Origin of the sequence: Streptosporangium minutum (assembly GCF_002149035.1) — a bacterium.
GTDB classification, from domain to species: Bacteria; Actinomycetota; Actinomycetes; order Streptosporangiales; family Streptosporangiaceae; genus Streptosporangium; species Streptosporangium minutum.
Genome location: NZ_NGFP01000092.1, coordinates 1 through 16,646, shown reverse-complemented (window position 1 = coordinate 16,646; position 16,646 = coordinate 1). Strand labels below are relative to the sequence as shown.

Here is a 16,646-nt window from a genome sequence, read left to right as displayed (position 1 = left end):
GCGTGCGTAGCTCACGGATCAGGGACGGGACAGGGTCTCTTCAAAGATCCCTCCGGCACGCGCGAACCCCGGTCCGGGAGCCTCGTCCGGACCGGGTCTCCACTGCTCAGCGCCCTATTTGAGGAGCTGCCGGGCCATCACCATGCGCTGGATCTGGTTGGTGCCCTCGTAGATCTGGGTGATCTTGGCGTCGCGCATCATGCGCTCGACCGGGTAGTCGCTGGTGTAGCCGTACCCGCCGAGGAGCTGGACGGCGTCGGTGGTGATCTCCATGGCCGCGTCGGAGGCGGCGCACTTGGCGGCGCTGGAGAAGAACGTGAGGTCCTTCTGCGGCTCGCCGTGCATGGCCAGCTCCGACTTGGCGGCGGCGGCGTAGGTGAGCTGCCGGGCGGCCTCCAGCTTCATGGCCATGTCGGCGATCATGAACTGCACGCCCTGGAACTCGGCCACGGCCTTGCCGAACTGCTTGCGCTCCTTGACGTAGCCCACCGCGTAGTCGAGGGCGCCCTGGGCGATGCCGAGCGCCTGGGCCGCGATCGTGATCCGGGTGTGGTCCAGGGTGGCCAGGGCGGTCTTGAAGCCGGTGCCCGGCTCGCCGATCATCCGGGAGGCGGGGATGCGCACGTTCTCCAGGATGACCTGGCGGGTCGGGGAGCCCTTGATGCCGAGCTTCCTCTCCTTGGGCCCGAAGCTGACGCCCTCGTCGCCCTTCTCCACGACGAACGCGGAGATGCCCCGGGCGCCGGCGCCCGGCTCGGTCACGGCCATCACCGTGTAGTACTCCGACACGCCGGCGTTGGTGATCCACATCTTGGCGCCGTTGAGCACGTAGTGGTCGCCGTCGGCCACGGCGCGGGTCTTCATCGCCGCGGCGTCGCTGCCCGCCTCGGCCTCGGACAGGGCGTAGGAGAACATCGCCTCACCCCGCGCGACCGGCGCGAGGTAACGCTGCTTGACCTCCTCGGAGGCCGACAGCAGCAGCGGGACGGTGCCCAGCTTGTTGACGGCGGGGATCAGCGAGGACGACGCGCAGGCCCGCGCCACCTCCTCGATGACGATGACGGTCGCGAGGGCGTCGGCCCCCGTCCCGCCGTACTCCTCGGGGACGTGCACGGCGTGCATGTCGGCGGCGACGAGCGCCTTGTAGACGTCCCAGGGGAACTCCCCCGTCTCGTCGGCCTCGGCGGCACGAGGGGCGATCTTCTCGTCGGCAAGAGCGCGGACGGTCTCCCGGAGCATGTCGTGCTCTTCGGGCAGCGCGTAGAGAGGGAAGCTCATGGGCAAATAGTAGGACGTCCAACAAAGTGTGGACCGCTCCACCACATGTGATATGTATCCCTACCTGTTTGTGCAGGTGGCGAGCGCCAGGAGGGATACCGATACTCTGACGGCACATAATCGGGCAGAAGCGAAAGGAACACCAGTGGCCTACCGCCTGACGATGGTGGGAACCGGATACCTGGGTGCGACGACGTCCGCGTGCATGGCGGAGCTGGGCTTCGAAGTCCTCGGTGTCGACGTGGACGCGGAGAAGATCGCCCGGCTGCAGGCCGGGGATCTGCCCATCTACGAACCCGGTCTGCAGGAGATCCTCAGGCGCAACCTCGCCAACGGGCGGCTGCGCTTCACCACCTCCTACGAGGAGGCCGCAGCCTTCGGCGACGTGCACTTCCTGTGTCTGGGCACCCCGCAGAAACCCGGTGAGTACGGAGCCGACGTCTCCTACCTGGACGCCGCGATCGAGTCGCTGGCCCCGCACCTGAAGCGCGAATGCCTGGTCCTGGGCAAGTCGACCGTCCCCGTGGGCACCGCCCAGCGCCTGGCCGACAAGCTGGCCCGGCTGGCCCCCATCGGCTCGGGGGCCGAGCTGGCGTGGAACCCCGAGTTCCTCCGCGAGGGCTTCGCCGTGAAGGACACCCTGTACCCCGACCGGATCGTGCTCGGCGTGGCCTCCGACAAGGCGGAGAAGGTCATGCGCGAGGTGTACGCCTCCATGCTGGAGTTGGGCACCCCGATAGTGATCACCGACTATCCGACCGCCGAACTGGTCAAGGTCGCCGCCAACGCCTTCCTGGCAACCAAGATCTCGTTCATCAACGCGATGGCCGAGGTCTGCGAGGCCGCACACGCCGACGTCAAGCAGCTGTCACTGGCGCTCTCCTTCGACGACCGCATCGGCGGCAAGTTCCTCAACCCCGGCCTGGGCTTCGGCGGCGGCTGCCTGCCCAAGGACATCCGCGCGTTCATGGCCCGAGCCGGGGAGCTGGGCGCCGACCAGGCGCTGACCTTCCTGCGCGAGGTGGACGCGATCAACATGCGCCGCCGGGCCCGCATGGTCGACCTGGCCCGCGAGCTGGCCGGCGGCTCCTTCCGCGGCTGTACGGTCACCGTGCTCGGCGCGGCGTTCAAACCCAACTCCGACGACATCCGCGACTCCCCCGCCCTCGACGTCGCCGTCAAGATCAGCGAGCAGGGCGGCCGGGTCACCGTCTACGACCCCGTCGCCCAGGAGAACGCCCGGCGGGCCCACCCCGAGCTCTCCTACGGCGAATCCGCCCTGGAGGCGGCCCGCGACGCCCACGTGGTGCTGCTGCTGACCGAATGGCAGGAGTTCATCGACCTCGACCCCGAGACGCTCGGCGCCGTCGTGGCCACCCGCAAGATCGTCGACGGCCGCAACGCCCTCGACGCCGAAACCTGGCGCGCCTCCGGCTGGCACTACCGCGCCCTCGGCCGCCCGTAGTGAGCGGCTGAGGTCCCGCGGCTCTCGCCGGCCGTACGGCTGCGCCCGCTTGGCGCCACCCGCCGACCGGGGCGGGCTCCGCGGCGGCCCACTCCTCCAGCGTGAGGAGCGGGCCGCCGCGACGCCTCTCCGGCGAGGGCACCGGACACACCTTCCAGGGTGCGCCCGGACCGGTCGCAGCCCGGTGTCGGAGGCGTGGCCCGTCGCTGTCGCACCGGTGTGCTTCACTGCTGCGATGCGCTCTGATGAGGAAACCCTCTTCTTTCCGTCGGCCGCGGCTTTCGAGGAGTGGCTCGCCGTCCACCACGGTTCCTCGTCCGGAATCTGGCTCAAGCTCGCCAAGAAGGTGGCGGGCGTCGAGTCGCTGGACTACGCCCAGGCGCTCGACGTGGCCCTGTGCTACGGCTGGATCGACGGGCAGAAGAGCACATTCGACGCCGGACACTGGCTGCAGCGGTTCAGTCCCCGCAGGCCGGGGAGCAGGTGGTCGAAGATCAACCGTGACAAGGCCGTCACGCTGATCGAGCGGGGCCGGATGAAGCCTCCGGGCCTGCTGGAGATCGAACGCGCGAAGGGGAACGGCCGCTGGGACGCGGCGTATGACGGGCCGCGGACCGCCACCGTGCCCGAAGACCTGGCGCTCGCCCTGGCGCGGAATCCCGTCGCGGAGGAGTTCTTCGCGACGCTCGACAGCCGCAACCGCTACACGGTCGTCTACCGCGTGCAGGACGCCAAGAAGGCCGAAACCCGGGCGCGCCGTATCGAGCAGTACGTCACGATGCTGGCCGAGCACAGGAAGATCTATCCCTGATCCGCCAGGCGCCGGTCCGGCATGGGCGTCGCTAGCGAGACGACTCCGAGCTCAAGCTGGTCTGGGCGGGCCGGTGGTCATCGCCCGCTCCCACGCTTCCGAGGACGGCCAGTACGGCCACGGTGAGCCCGACGCCGGCGCGTATCGCATTCCTCATGATTCTCAACCTCCGAAACCTTGGAGGTCCCTCCCTTCCCCGAGAGCCGCCGCTTATCCCCGGCACCGTCGGACCGGGGAGCCGGGAGCCGTCGGACAGGGGATTCAGACAGCCCGGGAGCGGTCCTACCGCACGGGGACGCGCAGCGGAGGGTACTGGGCGATCTTGACCTGCGCCGACGAGGCGCCGGCGGGCAGGGCACTCCGGATATCGAGGTCTGAGGCCGCGGGTGGTGAAGGCCCCCGTCATGGACGAGAGCCTTACCACCTACTGATCAGTTGTCGAACTCGCCGAGCTTCACGCCGCCGACGAAGGCGTCCCACTCCGACCGGGTGAAGAACAGCTTCGGGCCTTCGGGGTTCTTGGAGTCGCGCAGCACGTACAGGGAGCCGAGGCCCGCCTTGTGGCCGACACCGGGGGCGTCCACCACGGCCACCTCGACGCAATTGCCGCCGTTGTCACCGCTGAGCGATGCCTGGCGCCAGACGGCCGTGCTCAGATCTGCTTCCATGTCGTCTCACCTTCGTCATGAGGTCGATGCTCGCCCTCGGGGGCAGGGCCTCCGTACGGAGCTCTTCGAAACGGGTGCAGATCTCCGCCACGTCGCGGGGATGGTCGATGACGTGCCCTTCGGCGGCGCAGTCCACATAGACAGTATCCGCCGCACCCTCGGCGCTCGCCATCGCGAACGCCCCGCTCAGCCCGGCCGTGACAGTGACATCGTCGTGTCAGCGGCCGCGTCAGGACGGCAACGGCCCGGTATCAGAGCGGTCGGCGATGGTAGGTGCCATGAGCGGTTCAGCATCGCGGCCTCGGGGCTGCGAACTGGGCCACACCGAGCTCACCCCCGACCCTCGTGCGTCGCTCATGCAAGCCCATGAGCGCCACGCCGGGACGGGTCTCGCAAGACCGAACACTGTAGGCAAGGAGATTCATGATGGAAACCGGCGACAGCGGCTTCTCCGCAACGGGGCTGCGCAGACTGCGTGACGTGCTGGCACGACATGTCGATTCCGGGAAGATCCCCGGGCTCGTCGCCCTTGTCGGCCGGGGCGGCCAGACGCATGTCGAAGCGATCGGGACGATGCGTCATGACGGTGGCGCGCCGATGCGCCGGGACACGATCTTCCGGATGGCCTCGACGTCCAAGCCGGTCGCGATGGCGGCGGCGATGGTCCTGCTGGATGAGTGCCGGCTGCGGCTGGACGATGTGGTTGATCGGTGGCTGCCGGAGCTGGCCGACCGGCGGGTGCTGACACGGATCGACGGCCCGCTGGACGACACCGTGCCTGCGCGGCGGCCGATCACCGTACGGGACCTGCTGACCTCCACGTTCGGGCTCGGCATGGACATGACGGCGCTGGGCACGTCGATCATGGGCGCGATCTTCGAGCAGGGGCTCACGCCCGATCTGCCGGAGCCGATGCCCGAGCCGGACGAGTGGATGCGCCGCCTGGGCACGCTTCCGCTGATGTACCAGCCCGGAGAGCGCTGGCAGTACCAGATCAGCCACGATGTCCTCAGCGTGCTGGTGGCCAGGGTCACGGGCCAGTCGTTCGAGACGTTCCTGCGCGAACGCATCTTCGATCCGCTGGGCATGACCGACACCGGTTTCCACGTGCCCGCCGACAAGATCGACCGGCTGCCGGCCCTCTACGCCCCCGACCCGCAGAGCGGAGAGTTCATCGTGTGGGACGAGGCCGAAGGGGGACGGTGGAGCCGGCCTCCGGCATTCCAGGGCGGCGGCGGCGGGCTGGTCTCCACCGTCGACGACTACCACGCCTACTTCCGGATGCTGCTCAATGGCGGCATGCACGGCAGCGAGCGGATCCTGTCGCGGCCCGCCGTCGAGCTGATGACCACCAACCGCCTCACGGCCGAGCAGACAGCCGCCCGAACTGCCCTGGCCACCAACAACGTCCATCTGTCGTTCGGCCAGGGCCAGCACGGCGGCTGGGGCTTCGGGATGGCGGTGCGCACCTACCGCGGCGACTACGCCCCCGTCGGCCAGTTCGGCTGGGACGGCGGAAGCGGCACCACGACCTACGCCGACCCGCACAACCAGCTCACCGGAATCCTGCTCACCCAGGTCGGGATGTCCGTCCCGGATCCGGCGCGGCTGATCCACGACTTCTGGACCACGCTCTACCAGGCGATCGACGACTGACACCGGACTCACGTCCCGGTACGCCCGCTGGAATCCACGGCGCCCAACGGTCAGCCCCTGGCGGGGAGAACCGGCGACGTTTTCGCGCGGGGCCGAGCTTGGCCCTGTCTGCCTGGGCCGGGCCGCCCGAGGGTGAGATCCCCTCGAACGGCCCCGGCCTGAGCGATCGAGATACCCCGGGCACCACCAGGACCGCATTCCACCATCCGTCCGTTCATTGAATTCCGTAACAGATCTGAGGGAGCACACCACCATGTCCATCACCCTTTCCGACCAGGACAAGCTCACCCTGCGGACCGCCGCGTGGGGCGCCGTCTCGCTGATGTCCGCCGCCGGCGTCGCCGACTCGGCCCACAAGGTCGCCACCCACGGCTCCATCGCCCTGACCTCCGCGACCGGCCTGGTCGGGCACGTGCTCACCAAGGCGCCCAAGGGCGTGAAGTGGGGCAAGTCCACAGCCGACCTGGCCGACCAGGTGCTGCCGGCCCTGACGGCGGCCATGACCCTGCTCAAGAAGCAGGCTCCGGCCGAGGCCGACAACTTCCGCAGCACCGTCGTCGTCGCCATCGAAGCAGCCGCCCGGACCCACCAGGGCGAGCCCAGCCCCACCCTGGCCGAGATGATCCGCAAGATCACCGAAGCCCTCGACGCCGCTTGAGGGCATGCCGGCCCGCGCGGCGACAGCTGGTCACCGGGGTCCTGTCCGGAAGCCGTGACTCACGACGAACCTGGTGGCAGGGGAGAGACGGTGTCATGGAGGGCCCGTACGGCGCTGCGGACCGCGGGTATGTGATCCGCCTCGCGATGATGGATCAGGTGCACGGTCCGGGGACGAAGCTTCGCGGCCACGCGAACGGTGACGCCGGGATTCCGGAAGGCGTCGAGGGCGAGCTGCGGGAGCAGCCCGATCCCCAGGCCGCGGGCGATCAGTGCCTGGGTGACCACGTAGTCGTCGGTGCTGTGGCGGATGTCCGGGACGAAGCCCGCGTCCTGGCAGGTCTGGAGCAGGTTCGCGGTGCACCGTTCACACCCCCCGATCCACCTCTCCTCCGACAGCAGCCGCAGGTTCACCGGCTGGTCGGGCGGTGCGGCGTGCGCGTGGGGGTGGGAGCGCGGCAGAACCAGCCGGACCGGATCCTCCCCCAGCACGACCCGCACCAGCCCGGGGTGGTCGGCCGGGTGTTCTCCCGCGTGGGTGAACGTCAGGGCCAGATCCACCTCACCGGTGGCGAGGAGGTCCAGCGCTTCGGGGGGCTCCGCCTCGCGGAGCCGTACGTCCATGCCGGGATGGCGCTGGGCCAGCAGGCTCATGGCGGCGGGAACGAGCGCGGCGCTGGCCGAGGGGAACGCGGCCAGCCGGACGGTGCCCTCCCGCAGCTGGGCCAGCGCGTCGAGGTCGTCATCGGCGGCATGCAGCCGTGTGGCGATGGCGTCGGCGTGGCGTAGCAGGACCGTGCCCGCTTCGGTGAGCTGGATCCCGCGCGGGCGGCGCAGCACGAGCGCCATCCCGACCTGGCGCTCCAGATGGCGTAGATGCTGGCTGACCGCCGGCTGCGTCCACCCGAGAGAGCGGGCCGCCCCCGCGATCGAACCGGAATGTGCGATCTGCCGGAAGATGAGCAGGCGGTGGGCATCCATGCCATAAGTATTGCTTGGGGGTTATCCAAGAAACACAGGCCTACCTATGAGCTTCACCCATGGGCCACCATGAGACCATGACACGGACCATTGGCCTGATCGGCGGCATGAGCTGGGAATCCTCCGCCGAGTATTACCGGTTGCTCAACGAGGAGACCCGCAGGCGGCTGGGCGGCCATCACTGCGCCCGGAGCCTCCTGCTGACCCTGGACTTCGCAGAGATCGAGGCCATGCAGCGCGCGGGAGACTGGGAGGCCGCCGGGCGGCGGCTCGCCCAGGCGGCCAAGACCCTTGAGCAGGCCGGGGCGGAGATGGTCCTGCTGTGCACCAACACCATGCACCGGGTCGCCGAGGTCGTTGAGGCGGCGATCGGTGTTCCCTTCGTCCACATCGTCGACGCGACGGCGGAACGGATCACCCGCGCCGGCCTCACGACCGTAGGGCTGCTGGGCACCCGCTTCACCATGGAAATGGACTTCTACCGATCCCGGATGCTCAGGCACGGGCTGGAGATCCTGGTGCCCGACGAGCCCGGCCGCACGCTCGTGCACGACGTCATCTACCGGGAACTCACCCAGGGCCGCGTCGAGGACTCCTCCCGTGAGGCCTACCGGCGGATCATCACCGATCTGGCCGAGCGCGGCGCCCAGGGGGTCATCCTGGGCTGTACCGAGATCACCCTTCTCATCGGCCCCCAGGACAGCGCCATTCCCGTGTTCGACTCCACCCGCATCCACGTCGAACACGCCGTCGACCTGGCGTCGCGGTGAACGGCGCGGCCTGCGCCGGGCCAAGGAAAAGGCGGAGGAGGGCATCACGTGGATTCCGGACGGCCTTCGGCCGATGAGGTGTACGAGCACTACCGGCGGCTTATCGGTGAGCCCGAGTTGAATGTGGCGTTGAGCTGGACCGTCATGCTTCCCGCCGACGGCGCGGACCCGCTCACCCTGCGGGAGGTGAGCACACGGCTGAGTGGAGGAACCAGCTACGAGCTTCACCGGACGGCCCGTCCCCATATCGTCAACCTTCCCCTCCCTCTTCCCGGCCCGTGCGCGGTCGTGGACCGGATCGGCACGGCAACCGTCGTGTACGGGATCGGTGAGCTGTCCCTTCCCGGCGTGCTCCGGCGGATGAGCTCGAACGCCCGCGTCTACAACGCCTGGTGGAACGTCAACTCCGTGAACTACCTCTCCCTCGCCATCGACGGCGAGGTCCTCCTGAAGATCGACGGGCTGTTCCCGGGACGCGCTGAGGACCACCCCAACCTGACGCAGTGGCCCGAGCTGGCGGCGTTGGGGGACTTCTTCGTCGACGTCGTGGATGAGGAGTGCCTCGGGAGAGATGACGGCTGGAACTGGCAGGCGGGCTTCCTGACGGCCGTCGAGCTGGCCACAGGCGTGCGGCTCGACCGGAGGTGGCTCGATGGAGAACATCCTTACCTGACGTTCTCGGGTCCCATCCCGGCCTAACCGCTCCTGAAACGATCGATTTCGAACAAGATCACAATGGGACGGCCGAGGGTCCGGGCAGCGCAGGCGTCGGCAATGACCTGGTCGCCGACATGAATCCGCTGGTCAAGCCCAAGGTTCGAGGTGCGGGGGTGTACCTGGATCCACCCCTGCCCGGTTGACAGGTGCAGTGATCGGGATCTGATCAGGCGGAATCCTCGATGACATGTTGAAGACAGAAACGGAAAAGCCCTTCGACGTCCTGGCGCCTGCGGGGGTGTTCGTCGCCGTCGCCCTTGTGGCCTCCGGCGTGTTGGGCGCGGCACAGGCCGTCACGCCGATCCCTGGCGAGGTCATCCAGCTGACCCAGTTCGGGCCGGCCCTGGCGGTGGGGGCGGTCGCCCTGTGGTGGCCGAGGCTCGCCCGGTCGGCCCTCGCCGGTGCCGGGGGCCGGGCCGGGACGTTGGACGGTTACGGGTTGCTGCTGCTCGCCACGGCTCCGCTGATCGTCGCGCTCTGCGCCGGCGGCTACGGCCTGCTCACCGGCGATGCCCGGTTCACTGGGCCGGAGACGCTGCGCAGTCCGTTCGCGCTGATCGTGGCCGCGCAGCTGATCGGCGCGTGCGCCGAGGAGATCGGCTGGCGCTGCCTGCTGCAGCCGCTGCTGCGCCGCCGGTTCGGCCCGCTGACGGTGCCGATCGTGGTGGGACTGCTGTGGGGGCTGTGGCACGTGCCGGTGTTCGGTCGGCCGCCCGCATACGCGGCCGCGTTCCTGGTGGCGACGGTGTCGATATCGGTCGTGATGGGCCTGGCGCTGGAGCGGGTGCGCAGCCACCGGCTGCTGCTGACCGGCGGCTTCCATGCGCTGATCAACCTCGGCCTGTTGCTGTTCATGGACGAGGAGAGCGGGGCGGTCGCGCCGATGGCGCTGTTCGGCGCGTCGTGCCTGCTGGCGGCGCTGCTGTGGGCGTGGAAGGCACCGGTTAGAATCCACCTCCGATGAGATTGAAGAGGGCGCTGGTGGCCGTGGGGCGCTGCCAGCTGGCGGGGCTGCTCGCGGTGGCGGTGTCCGCGGTCGGCTCGCTCGTCGTCCTGGCTCTCCTGCTCCTGCCGATCGGTGCCGGTCTACGGCTGCTCGTGCCCGCCGCGACGGCGCTGCGGGCGCTGTCGGACCGCTCGCGCGCCCGCGCCGCCCGATGGACGGGGACGCGGATCAGCCCCCCTGAGCCGCTCGGCGCCGAATCCTCCGGGAGCAGGAGCAAAAGAGCGGGTGGGATTCTCGCCGACGAAGGGTTCTGGCGGGATCTGGTCTGGGCCTGGCTGGAGCCGTGGGCCGGGGGGTTCCTCGTCGCGGTTCCGCTCATGCTCCTCTGGTACGGCGCGTTCGGCACACTGGTGCAACCCTTCGTCTGGCGGCACCTCGGCCCCGGCAACTGGTACGCGTTCGTCCCGGTGTCCAGCACGCCGACCATGCTGGCGGCCCTCGCGCTGGGTGTGGGCTTCATGGTCGCCGGGGTCTCGATGGCCCCGGGGATCCTGCGCTTGCACGGCCGCTGGACCCGGCTGCTACTGTCGGCGCCGCGCCGTACGGAGCTCACCCGGCGGATCACCCAGCTGACCGACACCCGGGCGCGGGTGCTCGACGTGCAGGCGGCCGAACTGAGGCGCATCGAACGTGATCTGCACGACGGCGCCCAGGCCCGGCTCGTCGCTCTCGGCATGACCCTGGACAGCGCCACCCGGCTCCTGGACAGCGACCCGGCGGCCGCCCGCGGGCTGCTGCTGGAGGTGGGGGAGGCCTCGGCGCGGGCGCTGGAGGACCTGCGCAACCTGGTGCACGGCATCCATCCGCCGGTCCTCGCCGACCGGGGTCTCGGCGACGCCGTCAGGTCGCTGGCGCTCGACAGCTTCCTCGACGTCCACGTCGATGTACGGCTGGCCGGCCGCCTGCCCGCACCGGTCGAGTCGGCCGCCTACTTCGTGGTCGGTGAGACCCTCGCCAACGCCGCCAAGCACGCCGGCGCGCGAGAGGTGGGCATCGTTCTCGACCATGACGGACTGCGGCTGCGCGTCAGCGTCACCGACGACGGCCGCGGCGGCGCCGACCCCGCGAAGGGGAGCGGGCTGCGCGGACTGCAGCGCCGGCTGGAGTCCTTCGACGGCGTTCTCACCCTGGACAGCCCGCCCGGCGGGCCGACCACTGCGACCATGGAGATTCCGTGCGTGTTGTCCTCGCCGAAGACCTCTTCCTGCTGAGGGACGGGCTGACCAGGACCCTGCGCGAACACGGCTGCGAGGTGGTGGCGTCGGTCGACAACGGCCCGTCCCTGCTGCGCGCGCTGCTGGAGGACAAGCCGGACGTCGCAGTGGTCGACATCCGGCTGCCGCCCACCTTCACCGACGAGGGCCTGCAGGCCGCACTCGAGGCCCGCCGCCGGCGTCCTGGACTGCCCATCCTGGTGCTCTCCCAGTACGTCGACCAGCTGTATGCCAACGAGCTGCTGGCAGGCGGTGACGGCGCCGTCGGTTACCTGCTGAAGGACCGGGTCACCAACACCGAGCAGTTCATCGACGCGGTACGCCGGGTCGCGGCGGGCGGCACGGTGATGGACCCGCAGGTCATCACCAAACTGCTGTCCCGCAGCCGGGCACGCGGCATGATCGACAGTTTGACTCCGCGTGAGCTCGACGTGCTCGAGATGATGGCCGAGGGCAGGTCCAACGTCGCCATCGCCGCGGCCCTGCACTTCAGCGAGAGCGCGGTCGCCAAACACACCGCGAGCATCTTCGGCAAGCTGCAGATCGCCCCTTCGACGGACGACAACCGCCGCGTCCTGGCCGTCCTGGCCTACCTCAAACGCTGATGATGTCGTACCCGCCTGCGGGCAGCACGGCGCTTACGGTGATGCCGCCGCCGGGCACCGCGTTCCTCGGCCCCGGAGACCTCGCCGACAGGAGGGATGCCTGTTCCCTCGTGAGAGGGATGGCAGAGATCGCTCCCGTCGGCGATTACATCCGGCGGGTGAAAATCCAGGATTAAGGGCGTAAGCACCCCCTGCCAAGGAGCCCCGGATGAACCCGCGCATCGCCTTCATTGCCGCCCCGCTGCTCACCCTCGCCTACGGCGTGATCCGGATTCTCGACGGGCTCGACGGCAGTCGTGGCCCCGGTCTCGCCTGGACCACCGGCCATCTGGCCTTCATCGCGGCGATGGGGCTGTTCGTGTACATCTTCTGGCAGATGCGCCGGATGGCAGGAGGCAACGCCCTGTCCACTGTGATCGCAGTGATCGCCACCGCCGGCGCCCTCGCTCTGACCACGCAGTTCATCATCGACGTCGTGGCTGGACTGCTGTCCGTCGACAACCTGAGCATGAGCCTTCTCACCCGTGAGATCCGCGACGCCCCGGGGGTCACCCTCGCGGCCTACGACATCGGCCCGTACCTCTTCTACGCCGGCCAGTTCGCTCTCGTCGTCCAGCTCGCCGTCATGCGCCGGATCAAGGTGTGGACGCCCTTCCTGGTCCTGTGCGACCTCATCATGCCGAACATCGACAAGGACCTCATCCCGCTCGGCGCCATCCTCATGCTCGTCTCCTTCGCCTCCATCTCCCACCGACCCACCTCGACCGCCTCCCGTCCGGTTCTCTCGGCCACCGAGCCCATCCCGACCCTGGTATGAGGAAGCGCACTGACCGGCAGGCCACCTGGCCTGCCGGTTTCGCGGCTGCTACGCCACGTGGATTCGCGTCAGTGGAGGCCGCGGCGCGCAGCCGGGCCAGCGCCAGCGCCGATTCTCCAGCACTTCGCACAGAAGCGTCGGGGACCGTCTCCTTCTTCGTGCCGGTCCCCAACGCCTCGGCCAGCAGGTCGTCATCCAGGTCGATCATCGTCCGGCTCATCGGGCGCCTCCACCGCCCGGCGGGTCCGGGAGGTCCCGCCGTCCGGAGGCGTACGGCTCAGCCGCCGAGCTGAGCGGCCTCGGCGCGGAGCTTGGCGCCCTTGGCGTGGGCCTGCTCCTTGAGGGACGCCTGGAACTCCACCATCCGGGCCCGCAGGTCCTCGTCGGCGGCGGCGAGGATGCGCACGGCCAGCAGGCCCGCGTTGCGGGCGCCGCCGACGGCGACGGTCGCGACCGGGACCCCGGCGGGCATCTGGACGATCGAGAGCAGGGAGTCCATGCCGTCGAGATACTTCAGCGGGACCGGGACGCCGATCACCGGCAGGGGGGTCACCGAGGCGAGCATGCCGGGCAGGTGGGCGGCTCCCCCGGCCCCCGCGATGATCACCTTGAGGCCCCGTCCGGCCGCCTGCGCGCCGTAGGCGATCATCTCCTCGGGCATGCGGTGCGCCGAGACCACGTCCGCCTCGAACGCGACGCCGAACTCGGCCAGCGCCTCGGCGGCGAGTCTCATCACCGGCCAGTCGGAGTCGCTGCCCATGACGATGCCGACGGTGGTCATGCGTTCTCCTCGTATCGCGGCCCGTGGACCGTGTTCGCAGTGCTGCCGTGCCCGCCGGTCGGGCGGCTCATGTGTAGACGCCCTCGGTGAGGTAGACGGCGGCGTGCCGGGCACGGGCCCGGACCTCGTCCAGGTCGGTGCCGAGGGCGGTGACGTGGCCGATCTTGCGGCCGGGCCGTACTTCCTTGCCGTAGAAGTGGACCTTGATCCCCGGGTCGTGCGCCATCACGTGCTCGTAGCGGGAGAAGACGTCGGGGTCGTCGCCGCCCAGGAGGTTGGCCATCACCACGACCGGAGCGGTCAGCGAGGGCGAGCCGAGCGGGAGGTCGAGCACGGCGCGCAGGTGCTGCTCGAACTGGGAGGTGCGTGCGCCGTCGATGGTCCAGTGTCCGCTGTTGTGCGGGCGCATGGCCAGCTCGTTCACCACCAGCCCGGAGGCGGTGGCGAACATCTCCACCGCCAGCAGCCCGCTCACCCCCAGCTCGTGGGCGATCGTCAGGGCGATCCGCTGGGCCGCCGCGGCCTGCTCGGGGTCGAGCCCCGGGGCGGGGGCGATCACCTCGACGCAGATGCCGTCGCGCTGGACGGTCTCCACGACCGGGTAGCTGACGCCCTGCCCGTGCGGCGAGCGGGCGACCAGGACGGCCAGCTCGCGCTCGAAGGGCACGAACGCCTCGGCCATCAGCGGCACCCCGCTCGCTAGGACCTCCGCCGCGTCCTCGGCGGATCGGCAGATCCAGACGCCGCGCCCGTCGTAGCCGCCGCGCACCGCCTTGAGCACGACCGGCCAGCCGTTCTCCGCCGCGAACTCCTCGACGTCGGCGGCCGTGGCGATCCGCCGCCAGGGCGGGCACGGGACGCCGATCGCGGTCAGCCGCTCGCGCATCACGGCCTTGTCCTGGGCGTGCACGAGGGCGTCGGCACCGGGGTGCACGGCGGAGCCGTCCCCGGCCAGCGCGCGGATGTGCTCGGTGGGCACGTGCTCGTGGTCGAAGGTGAGCGCGTCGCACCCCTTGGCGAAGTCACGCAGGTCCGCCAGGTTGCGGTAGTCGCCCAGGTGGACGTCGACGATCACCCGGGCGGCGCTCTCGTCCGGCGCGTTGGCCAGCACCCGCAACTCCACGCCGAGGGCGATGGCCGCCTGCTGGATCATCCGGGCCAGCTGGCCCGCTCCGATCACGCCGACGACGGGTCCGATGGGACTTGCCAAAGAAGGGCTGCTCACGGCGGTCGAGTTTACCGGGCCCCGGCCTGTGGGAGGTCAGCCGGTGGTGAGGGCGGCCAGGGAGCGGCGCGCGGCGACCGTGGAGACCTTGGCGCCGCCGGTCACCTCGGTGACGACGAGCACGATCTCGGTGCCGGTCAGCCTGGCGGCCCGGCCCTTCCCGGTGAACCCGCGCAGCTCGTCCCTGCCGTAGATCGGGTGGCTCAGCGAGGAGCGGCCCGGCCCGGCCCTCTGCCGGTGTTCGATCTCCAGGGCATGGATGACCAGCGCGCCCCCGCCGGGCAGCGGCAGCGCCCGCTGCGGTCCGACGAGCAGCCGGACGTCGGAGGTGAGGCGGTCGGGCCGCACCTTCCGGGGCCGCCGGACCAGCTCGTCGAACAGCTCCCTGGCGGCGTCCCCCTTGGGGAAGGTCACCCCGCTCACCCCGGCGGGGTCGGTCAGGTAGGTCAGGTAGCGCTGCGGGGCCAGGCGCGCCCCCACCCCGGCGCCGGGGTCCTCGGCGGGCACCGCGCCTCCCGCCGGCTCGCGCGGCTCGCCCTTGACCGGGACGGGTCCGGCGGCGAGCCTCCAGCCGTCGCCCTCGTGGACGAACAGGAAGTAGGCCGGGCGGGGTCTGCGGGCCAGGGCGACGAACCAGCGGTCCGCGCCGGCCGTGGCCGGCAGGAAGAACTCCGCGTCGGAGTATCCCTTCCGGGCGGGGGCTGGGCGGCCGTTCCGGGTTGCCTCGCAGGCACGGCCGCCCAGCGTATTCTCCGCCCAGGTGGTGAGCTTCCCGACGGTCCGGCAGTCCCGCTTCCGCCAGGCGTCGTCGAGCCGGTCCAGCAGCGTGAACGCCTGGGCCGCCTCGGCGGGCTCGACCGCGCGGACGGACGTCCTCGGCGGGGACACGGGCTCACGGGGTATGTCCTGCCCGGCGGCCCGCGCGCCGCAGCCGGCCGTCACGGACAGGCCGAGGAGCAGGGCGAGGAGTCGGCGGGGCAAGGAGTGGTCCCGTGGTCGTGGCCGTCGCGTGCGGCGATCCGTCTGACCGATCGCAGGGGACGGACTCCCCCGAAGCCTCCCTGCGATCTACCGGATCAGGGTAACGTCAGATACCCGGATTTATCCGGCAAGGCGTGACATTTGTTGAAATATTCTTAGTTGACTGGTATGCACAACACCTGGTCAACCGGCAGGCGGGTCCCGGGCGTCCCCGGTAGCCTGGCAGAAGAATGTCCGAGGTCCTCCCGAGTGGCGGATCCCAGCCAACTTGGAAAGGACCGTGCAGGAGACGTGCAGTTTCTGCGAGGTGCCTACGAGCGGCTCTCCGGTCTGATCCGCGAGCTGGCGAAGTTCGGGACCATCGGGGCGATCGCCTTCGTCATCGACATCGGCGGCTTCAACCTCCTGCAGTACGGCCTGCACTGGGGCACCCTGACCTCCAAGGTCATCGCCACCGTGGTCGCGACCACCTTCGCCTACTTCGGCAACCGCTTCTGGACCTACCGGCACCGGGAGCAGAGCGGGCTCGCACGGGAGTATTTCCTGTTCTTCCTGCTCAACGGGGTCGCCCTGCTGATCGGGCTGCTCTGCATCGGCTTCACCCGCTACACCCTGGAGCTGACCGACCCGCTGAGCATCAACGTGGCCAACCTGATCGGCATCGGCCTGGGCACGCTGTTCCGCTTCTGGTCCTACAAGAAGTGGGTCTTCCTGGCCGCCACCGAAGAGGTGCCGAAGGAGCTTCCCGACGAGGTCACGCGGGCCCGCTGACCACCCGGTCGACCATACCGGCCGGCCACCCGCCCCCACTACACCCTGGAGCTGACCGACCCGCTGAGCATCAACGTGGCCAACCTGATCGGCATCGGCCTGGGCACGCTGTTCCGCTTCTGGTCCTACAAGAAGTGGGTCTTCCTGGCCGCCACCGAAGAGGTGCCGAAGGAGCTTCCCGACGAGGTCACGCGGGCCCGCTGACCACCCGGTCGACCATACCGGCCGGCCACCCGCCCCCAC

18 protein-coding genes and 1 pseudogene are annotated in these 16,646 nt (G+C 69.9%); 12 read left to right on the top strand and 7 right to left on the bottom strand.

Features of this window, described 5'->3' with window-relative positions:
- Positions 1-114: 114 nt before the first annotated feature.
- A complete protein-coding gene (locus CA984_RS20505; protein WP_086574783.1) occupies positions 115-1,278 on the bottom strand; it encodes an acyl-CoA dehydrogenase family protein in 1,164 nt (387 codons plus the stop codon).
- A gap of 145 nt (positions 1,279-1,423) precedes the next feature.
- On the opposite strand from CA984_RS20505, the gene CA984_RS20500 reads away from it, so the two are divergent.
- Together CA984_RS20500 and CA984_RS20495 are read left to right on the top strand one after the other, a co-directional pair.
- The gene (locus CA984_RS20500) at positions 1,424-2,743 is read left to right on the top strand and encodes a UDP-glucose dehydrogenase family protein (protein ID WP_086574781.1); all 1,320 of its coding nucleotides are present in this window, start codon (positions 1,424-1,426) and stop codon (positions 2,741-2,743) included.
- A 235-nt stretch (positions 2,744-2,978) separates the two neighbouring features.
- Positions 2,979-3,554 carry a YdeI/OmpD-associated family protein gene (locus tag CA984_RS20495; protein ID WP_086574779.1) on the top strand — a complete coding sequence of 192 codons (576 nt, stop codon included), beginning with the start codon at positions 2,979-2,981 and terminating at the stop codon, positions 3,552-3,554.
- Positions 3,555-3,985: 431 nt separating this feature from the next.
- Here the strand turns inward: CA984_RS20495 and CA984_RS20490 are convergent, their stop codons facing one another.
- On the bottom strand, positions 3,986-4,222 hold the full coding sequence (locus tag CA984_RS20490) for a DUF397 domain-containing protein (RefSeq protein ID WP_086574777.1): 237 nt from the start codon (positions 4,220-4,222) through the stop codon (positions 3,986-3,988).
- Positions 4,170-4,421 (bottom strand): annotated as a pseudogene (locus tag CA984_RS49285) (Scr1 family TA system antitoxin-like transcriptional regulator); the annotation flags it as partial. The gene CA984_RS20490 and the pseudogene CA984_RS49285, both read right to left, overlap by 53 nt.
- A 227-nt stretch (positions 4,422-4,648) precedes the next feature.
- Between CA984_RS49285 and CA984_RS20485 the strand changes: the two are divergent.
- Both CA984_RS20485 and CA984_RS20480 read left to right on the top strand, forming a co-directional pair.
- Positions 4,649-5,878 (top strand): serine hydrolase domain-containing protein, encoded by a 1,230-nt coding sequence (locus CA984_RS20485; protein WP_086574806.1) that lies wholly within the window; start codon positions 4,649-4,651, stop codon positions 5,876-5,878.
- A 253-nt stretch (positions 5,879-6,131) separates the two neighbouring features.
- Positions 6,132-6,536: a hypothetical protein gene (locus tag CA984_RS20480; RefSeq protein ID WP_086574775.1), complete on the top strand. Its 405-nt coding sequence runs from the start codon at positions 6,132-6,134 to the stop codon at positions 6,534-6,536.
- A gap of 59 nt (positions 6,537-6,595) precedes the next feature.
- On the opposite strand, the gene CA984_RS20475 is transcribed toward CA984_RS20480, so the two are convergent.
- Positions 6,596-7,516 carry a LysR family transcriptional regulator gene (locus CA984_RS20475; RefSeq protein WP_086574773.1) on the bottom strand — a complete coding sequence of 307 codons (921 nt, stop codon included), beginning with the start codon at positions 7,514-7,516 and terminating at the stop codon, positions 6,596-6,598.
- A gap of 77 nt (positions 7,517-7,593) precedes the next feature.
- Between CA984_RS20475 and CA984_RS20470 the strand changes: the two genes are divergently transcribed.
- The 6 genes from CA984_RS20470 (at position 7,594) to CA984_RS20445 (ending at position 12,645) form a co-directional block, all read left to right on the top strand.
- On the top strand, positions 7,594-8,286 hold the full coding sequence (locus CA984_RS20470) for an aspartate/glutamate racemase family protein (protein ID WP_086574804.1): 693 nt from the start codon (positions 7,594-7,596) through the stop codon (positions 8,284-8,286).
- A 48-nt stretch (positions 8,287-8,334) separates the two neighbouring features.
- Positions 8,335-8,985, top strand: a complete 651-nt coding sequence (locus CA984_RS20465; RefSeq protein ID WP_086574771.1) for a hypothetical protein — start codon at positions 8,335-8,337, stop codon at positions 8,983-8,985.
- 205 nt (positions 8,986-9,190) lie between these two features.
- Entirely contained in the window at positions 9,191-9,967 is a 777-nt protein-coding gene (locus CA984_RS20460) for a CPBP family intramembrane glutamic endopeptidase (RefSeq protein WP_086574769.1), read from the top strand.
- Complete coding sequence (locus tag CA984_RS20455; RefSeq protein WP_086574766.1) at positions 9,964-11,220, top strand: sensor histidine kinase; 1,257 nt, start codon at positions 9,964-9,966, stop codon at positions 11,218-11,220. The genes CA984_RS20460 and CA984_RS20455 overlap by 4 nt, the downstream gene beginning before the upstream one ends.
- Entirely contained in the window at positions 11,184-11,828 is a 645-nt protein-coding gene (locus CA984_RS20450) for a response regulator transcription factor (protein ID WP_031170942.1), read from the top strand. The genes CA984_RS20455 and CA984_RS20450 overlap by 37 nt, the downstream gene beginning before the upstream one ends.
- A 208-nt stretch (positions 11,829-12,036) precedes the next feature.
- Complete coding sequence (locus tag CA984_RS20445) at positions 12,037-12,645, top strand: hypothetical protein (RefSeq protein WP_207620954.1); 609 nt, start codon at positions 12,037-12,039, stop codon at positions 12,643-12,645.
- Positions 12,646-12,922: 277 nt separating this feature from the next.
- Here CA984_RS20445 and purE read toward each other — a convergent pair whose 3' ends face one another.
- The 3 genes from purE to CA984_RS20425 form a co-directional block, all read right to left on the bottom strand.
- A complete protein-coding gene (purE, locus tag CA984_RS20435; RefSeq protein ID WP_031170935.1) occupies positions 12,923-13,426 on the bottom strand; it encodes a 5-(carboxyamino)imidazole ribonucleotide mutase in 504 nt (167 codons plus the stop codon).
- Positions 13,427-13,493: 67 nt separating this feature from the next.
- Positions 13,494-14,636 carry a 5-(carboxyamino)imidazole ribonucleotide synthase gene (locus tag CA984_RS20430; RefSeq protein WP_086574764.1) on the bottom strand — a complete coding sequence of 381 codons (1,143 nt, stop codon included), beginning with the start codon at positions 14,634-14,636 and terminating at the stop codon, positions 13,494-13,496.
- Positions 14,637-14,687: 51 nt separating this feature from the next.
- Positions 14,688-15,632 (bottom strand): DUF8094 domain-containing protein, encoded by a 945-nt coding sequence (locus CA984_RS20425; protein WP_086574761.1) that lies wholly within the window; start codon positions 15,630-15,632, stop codon positions 14,688-14,690.
- Positions 15,633-15,923: 291 nt separating this feature from the next.
- Between CA984_RS20425 and CA984_RS20420 the strand changes: the two genes are divergently transcribed.
- Positions 15,924-16,403, top strand: coding sequence for a GtrA family protein (locus CA984_RS20420; protein ID WP_242676067.1), 480 nt, complete (start codon positions 15,924-15,926; stop codon positions 16,401-16,403).
- Between the two features lie 75 nt (positions 16,404-16,478).
- Positions 16,479-16,607: a hypothetical protein gene (locus CA984_RS48015; RefSeq protein ID WP_341351721.1), complete on the top strand. Its 129-nt coding sequence runs from the start codon at positions 16,479-16,481 to the stop codon at positions 16,605-16,607.
- Positions 16,608-16,646 lie beyond the last annotated feature (39 nt).

Excerpts from the sequence above, each read along its gene's own strand:
- CA984_RS20505 (WP_086574783.1), bottom strand. The coding sequence starts at position 1,278 with ATGAGCTTCCCTCTCTACGCGCTGCCCGAAGAGCACGACATGCTCCGG.
- CA984_RS20495 (WP_086574779.1), top strand. The coding sequence starts at position 2,979 with ATGCGCTCTGATGAGGAAACCCTCTTCTTTCCGTCGGCCGCGGCTTTC.
- CA984_RS20490 (WP_086574777.1), bottom strand. The coding sequence starts at position 4,222 with ATGGAAGCAGATCTGAGCACGGCCGTCTGGCGCCAGGCATCGCTCAGC.
- CA984_RS20485 (WP_086574806.1), top strand. The coding sequence starts at position 4,649 with ATGGAAACCGGCGACAGCGGCTTCTCCGCAACGGGGCTGCGCAGACTG.
- CA984_RS20480 (WP_086574775.1), top strand. The coding sequence starts at position 6,132 with ATGTCCATCACCCTTTCCGACCAGGACAAGCTCACCCTGCGGACCGCC.
- CA984_RS20475 (WP_086574773.1), bottom strand. The coding sequence starts at position 7,516 with ATGGATGCCCACCGCCTGCTCATCTTCCGGCAGATCGCACATTCCGGT.
- CA984_RS20470 (WP_086574804.1), top strand. The coding sequence starts at position 7,594 with ATGACACGGACCATTGGCCTGATCGGCGGCATGAGCTGGGAATCCTCC.
- CA984_RS20460 (WP_086574769.1), top strand. The coding sequence starts at position 9,191 with ATGTTGAAGACAGAAACGGAAAAGCCCTTCGACGTCCTGGCGCCTGCG.
- CA984_RS20455 (WP_086574766.1), top strand. The coding sequence starts at position 9,964 with ATGAGATTGAAGAGGGCGCTGGTGGCCGTGGGGCGCTGCCAGCTGGCG.
- CA984_RS20445 (WP_207620954.1), top strand. The coding sequence starts at position 12,037 with ATGAACCCGCGCATCGCCTTCATTGCCGCCCCGCTGCTCACCCTCGCC.
- purE (WP_031170935.1), bottom strand. The coding sequence starts at position 13,426 with ATGACCACCGTCGGCATCGTCATGGGCAGCGACTCCGACTGGCCGGTG.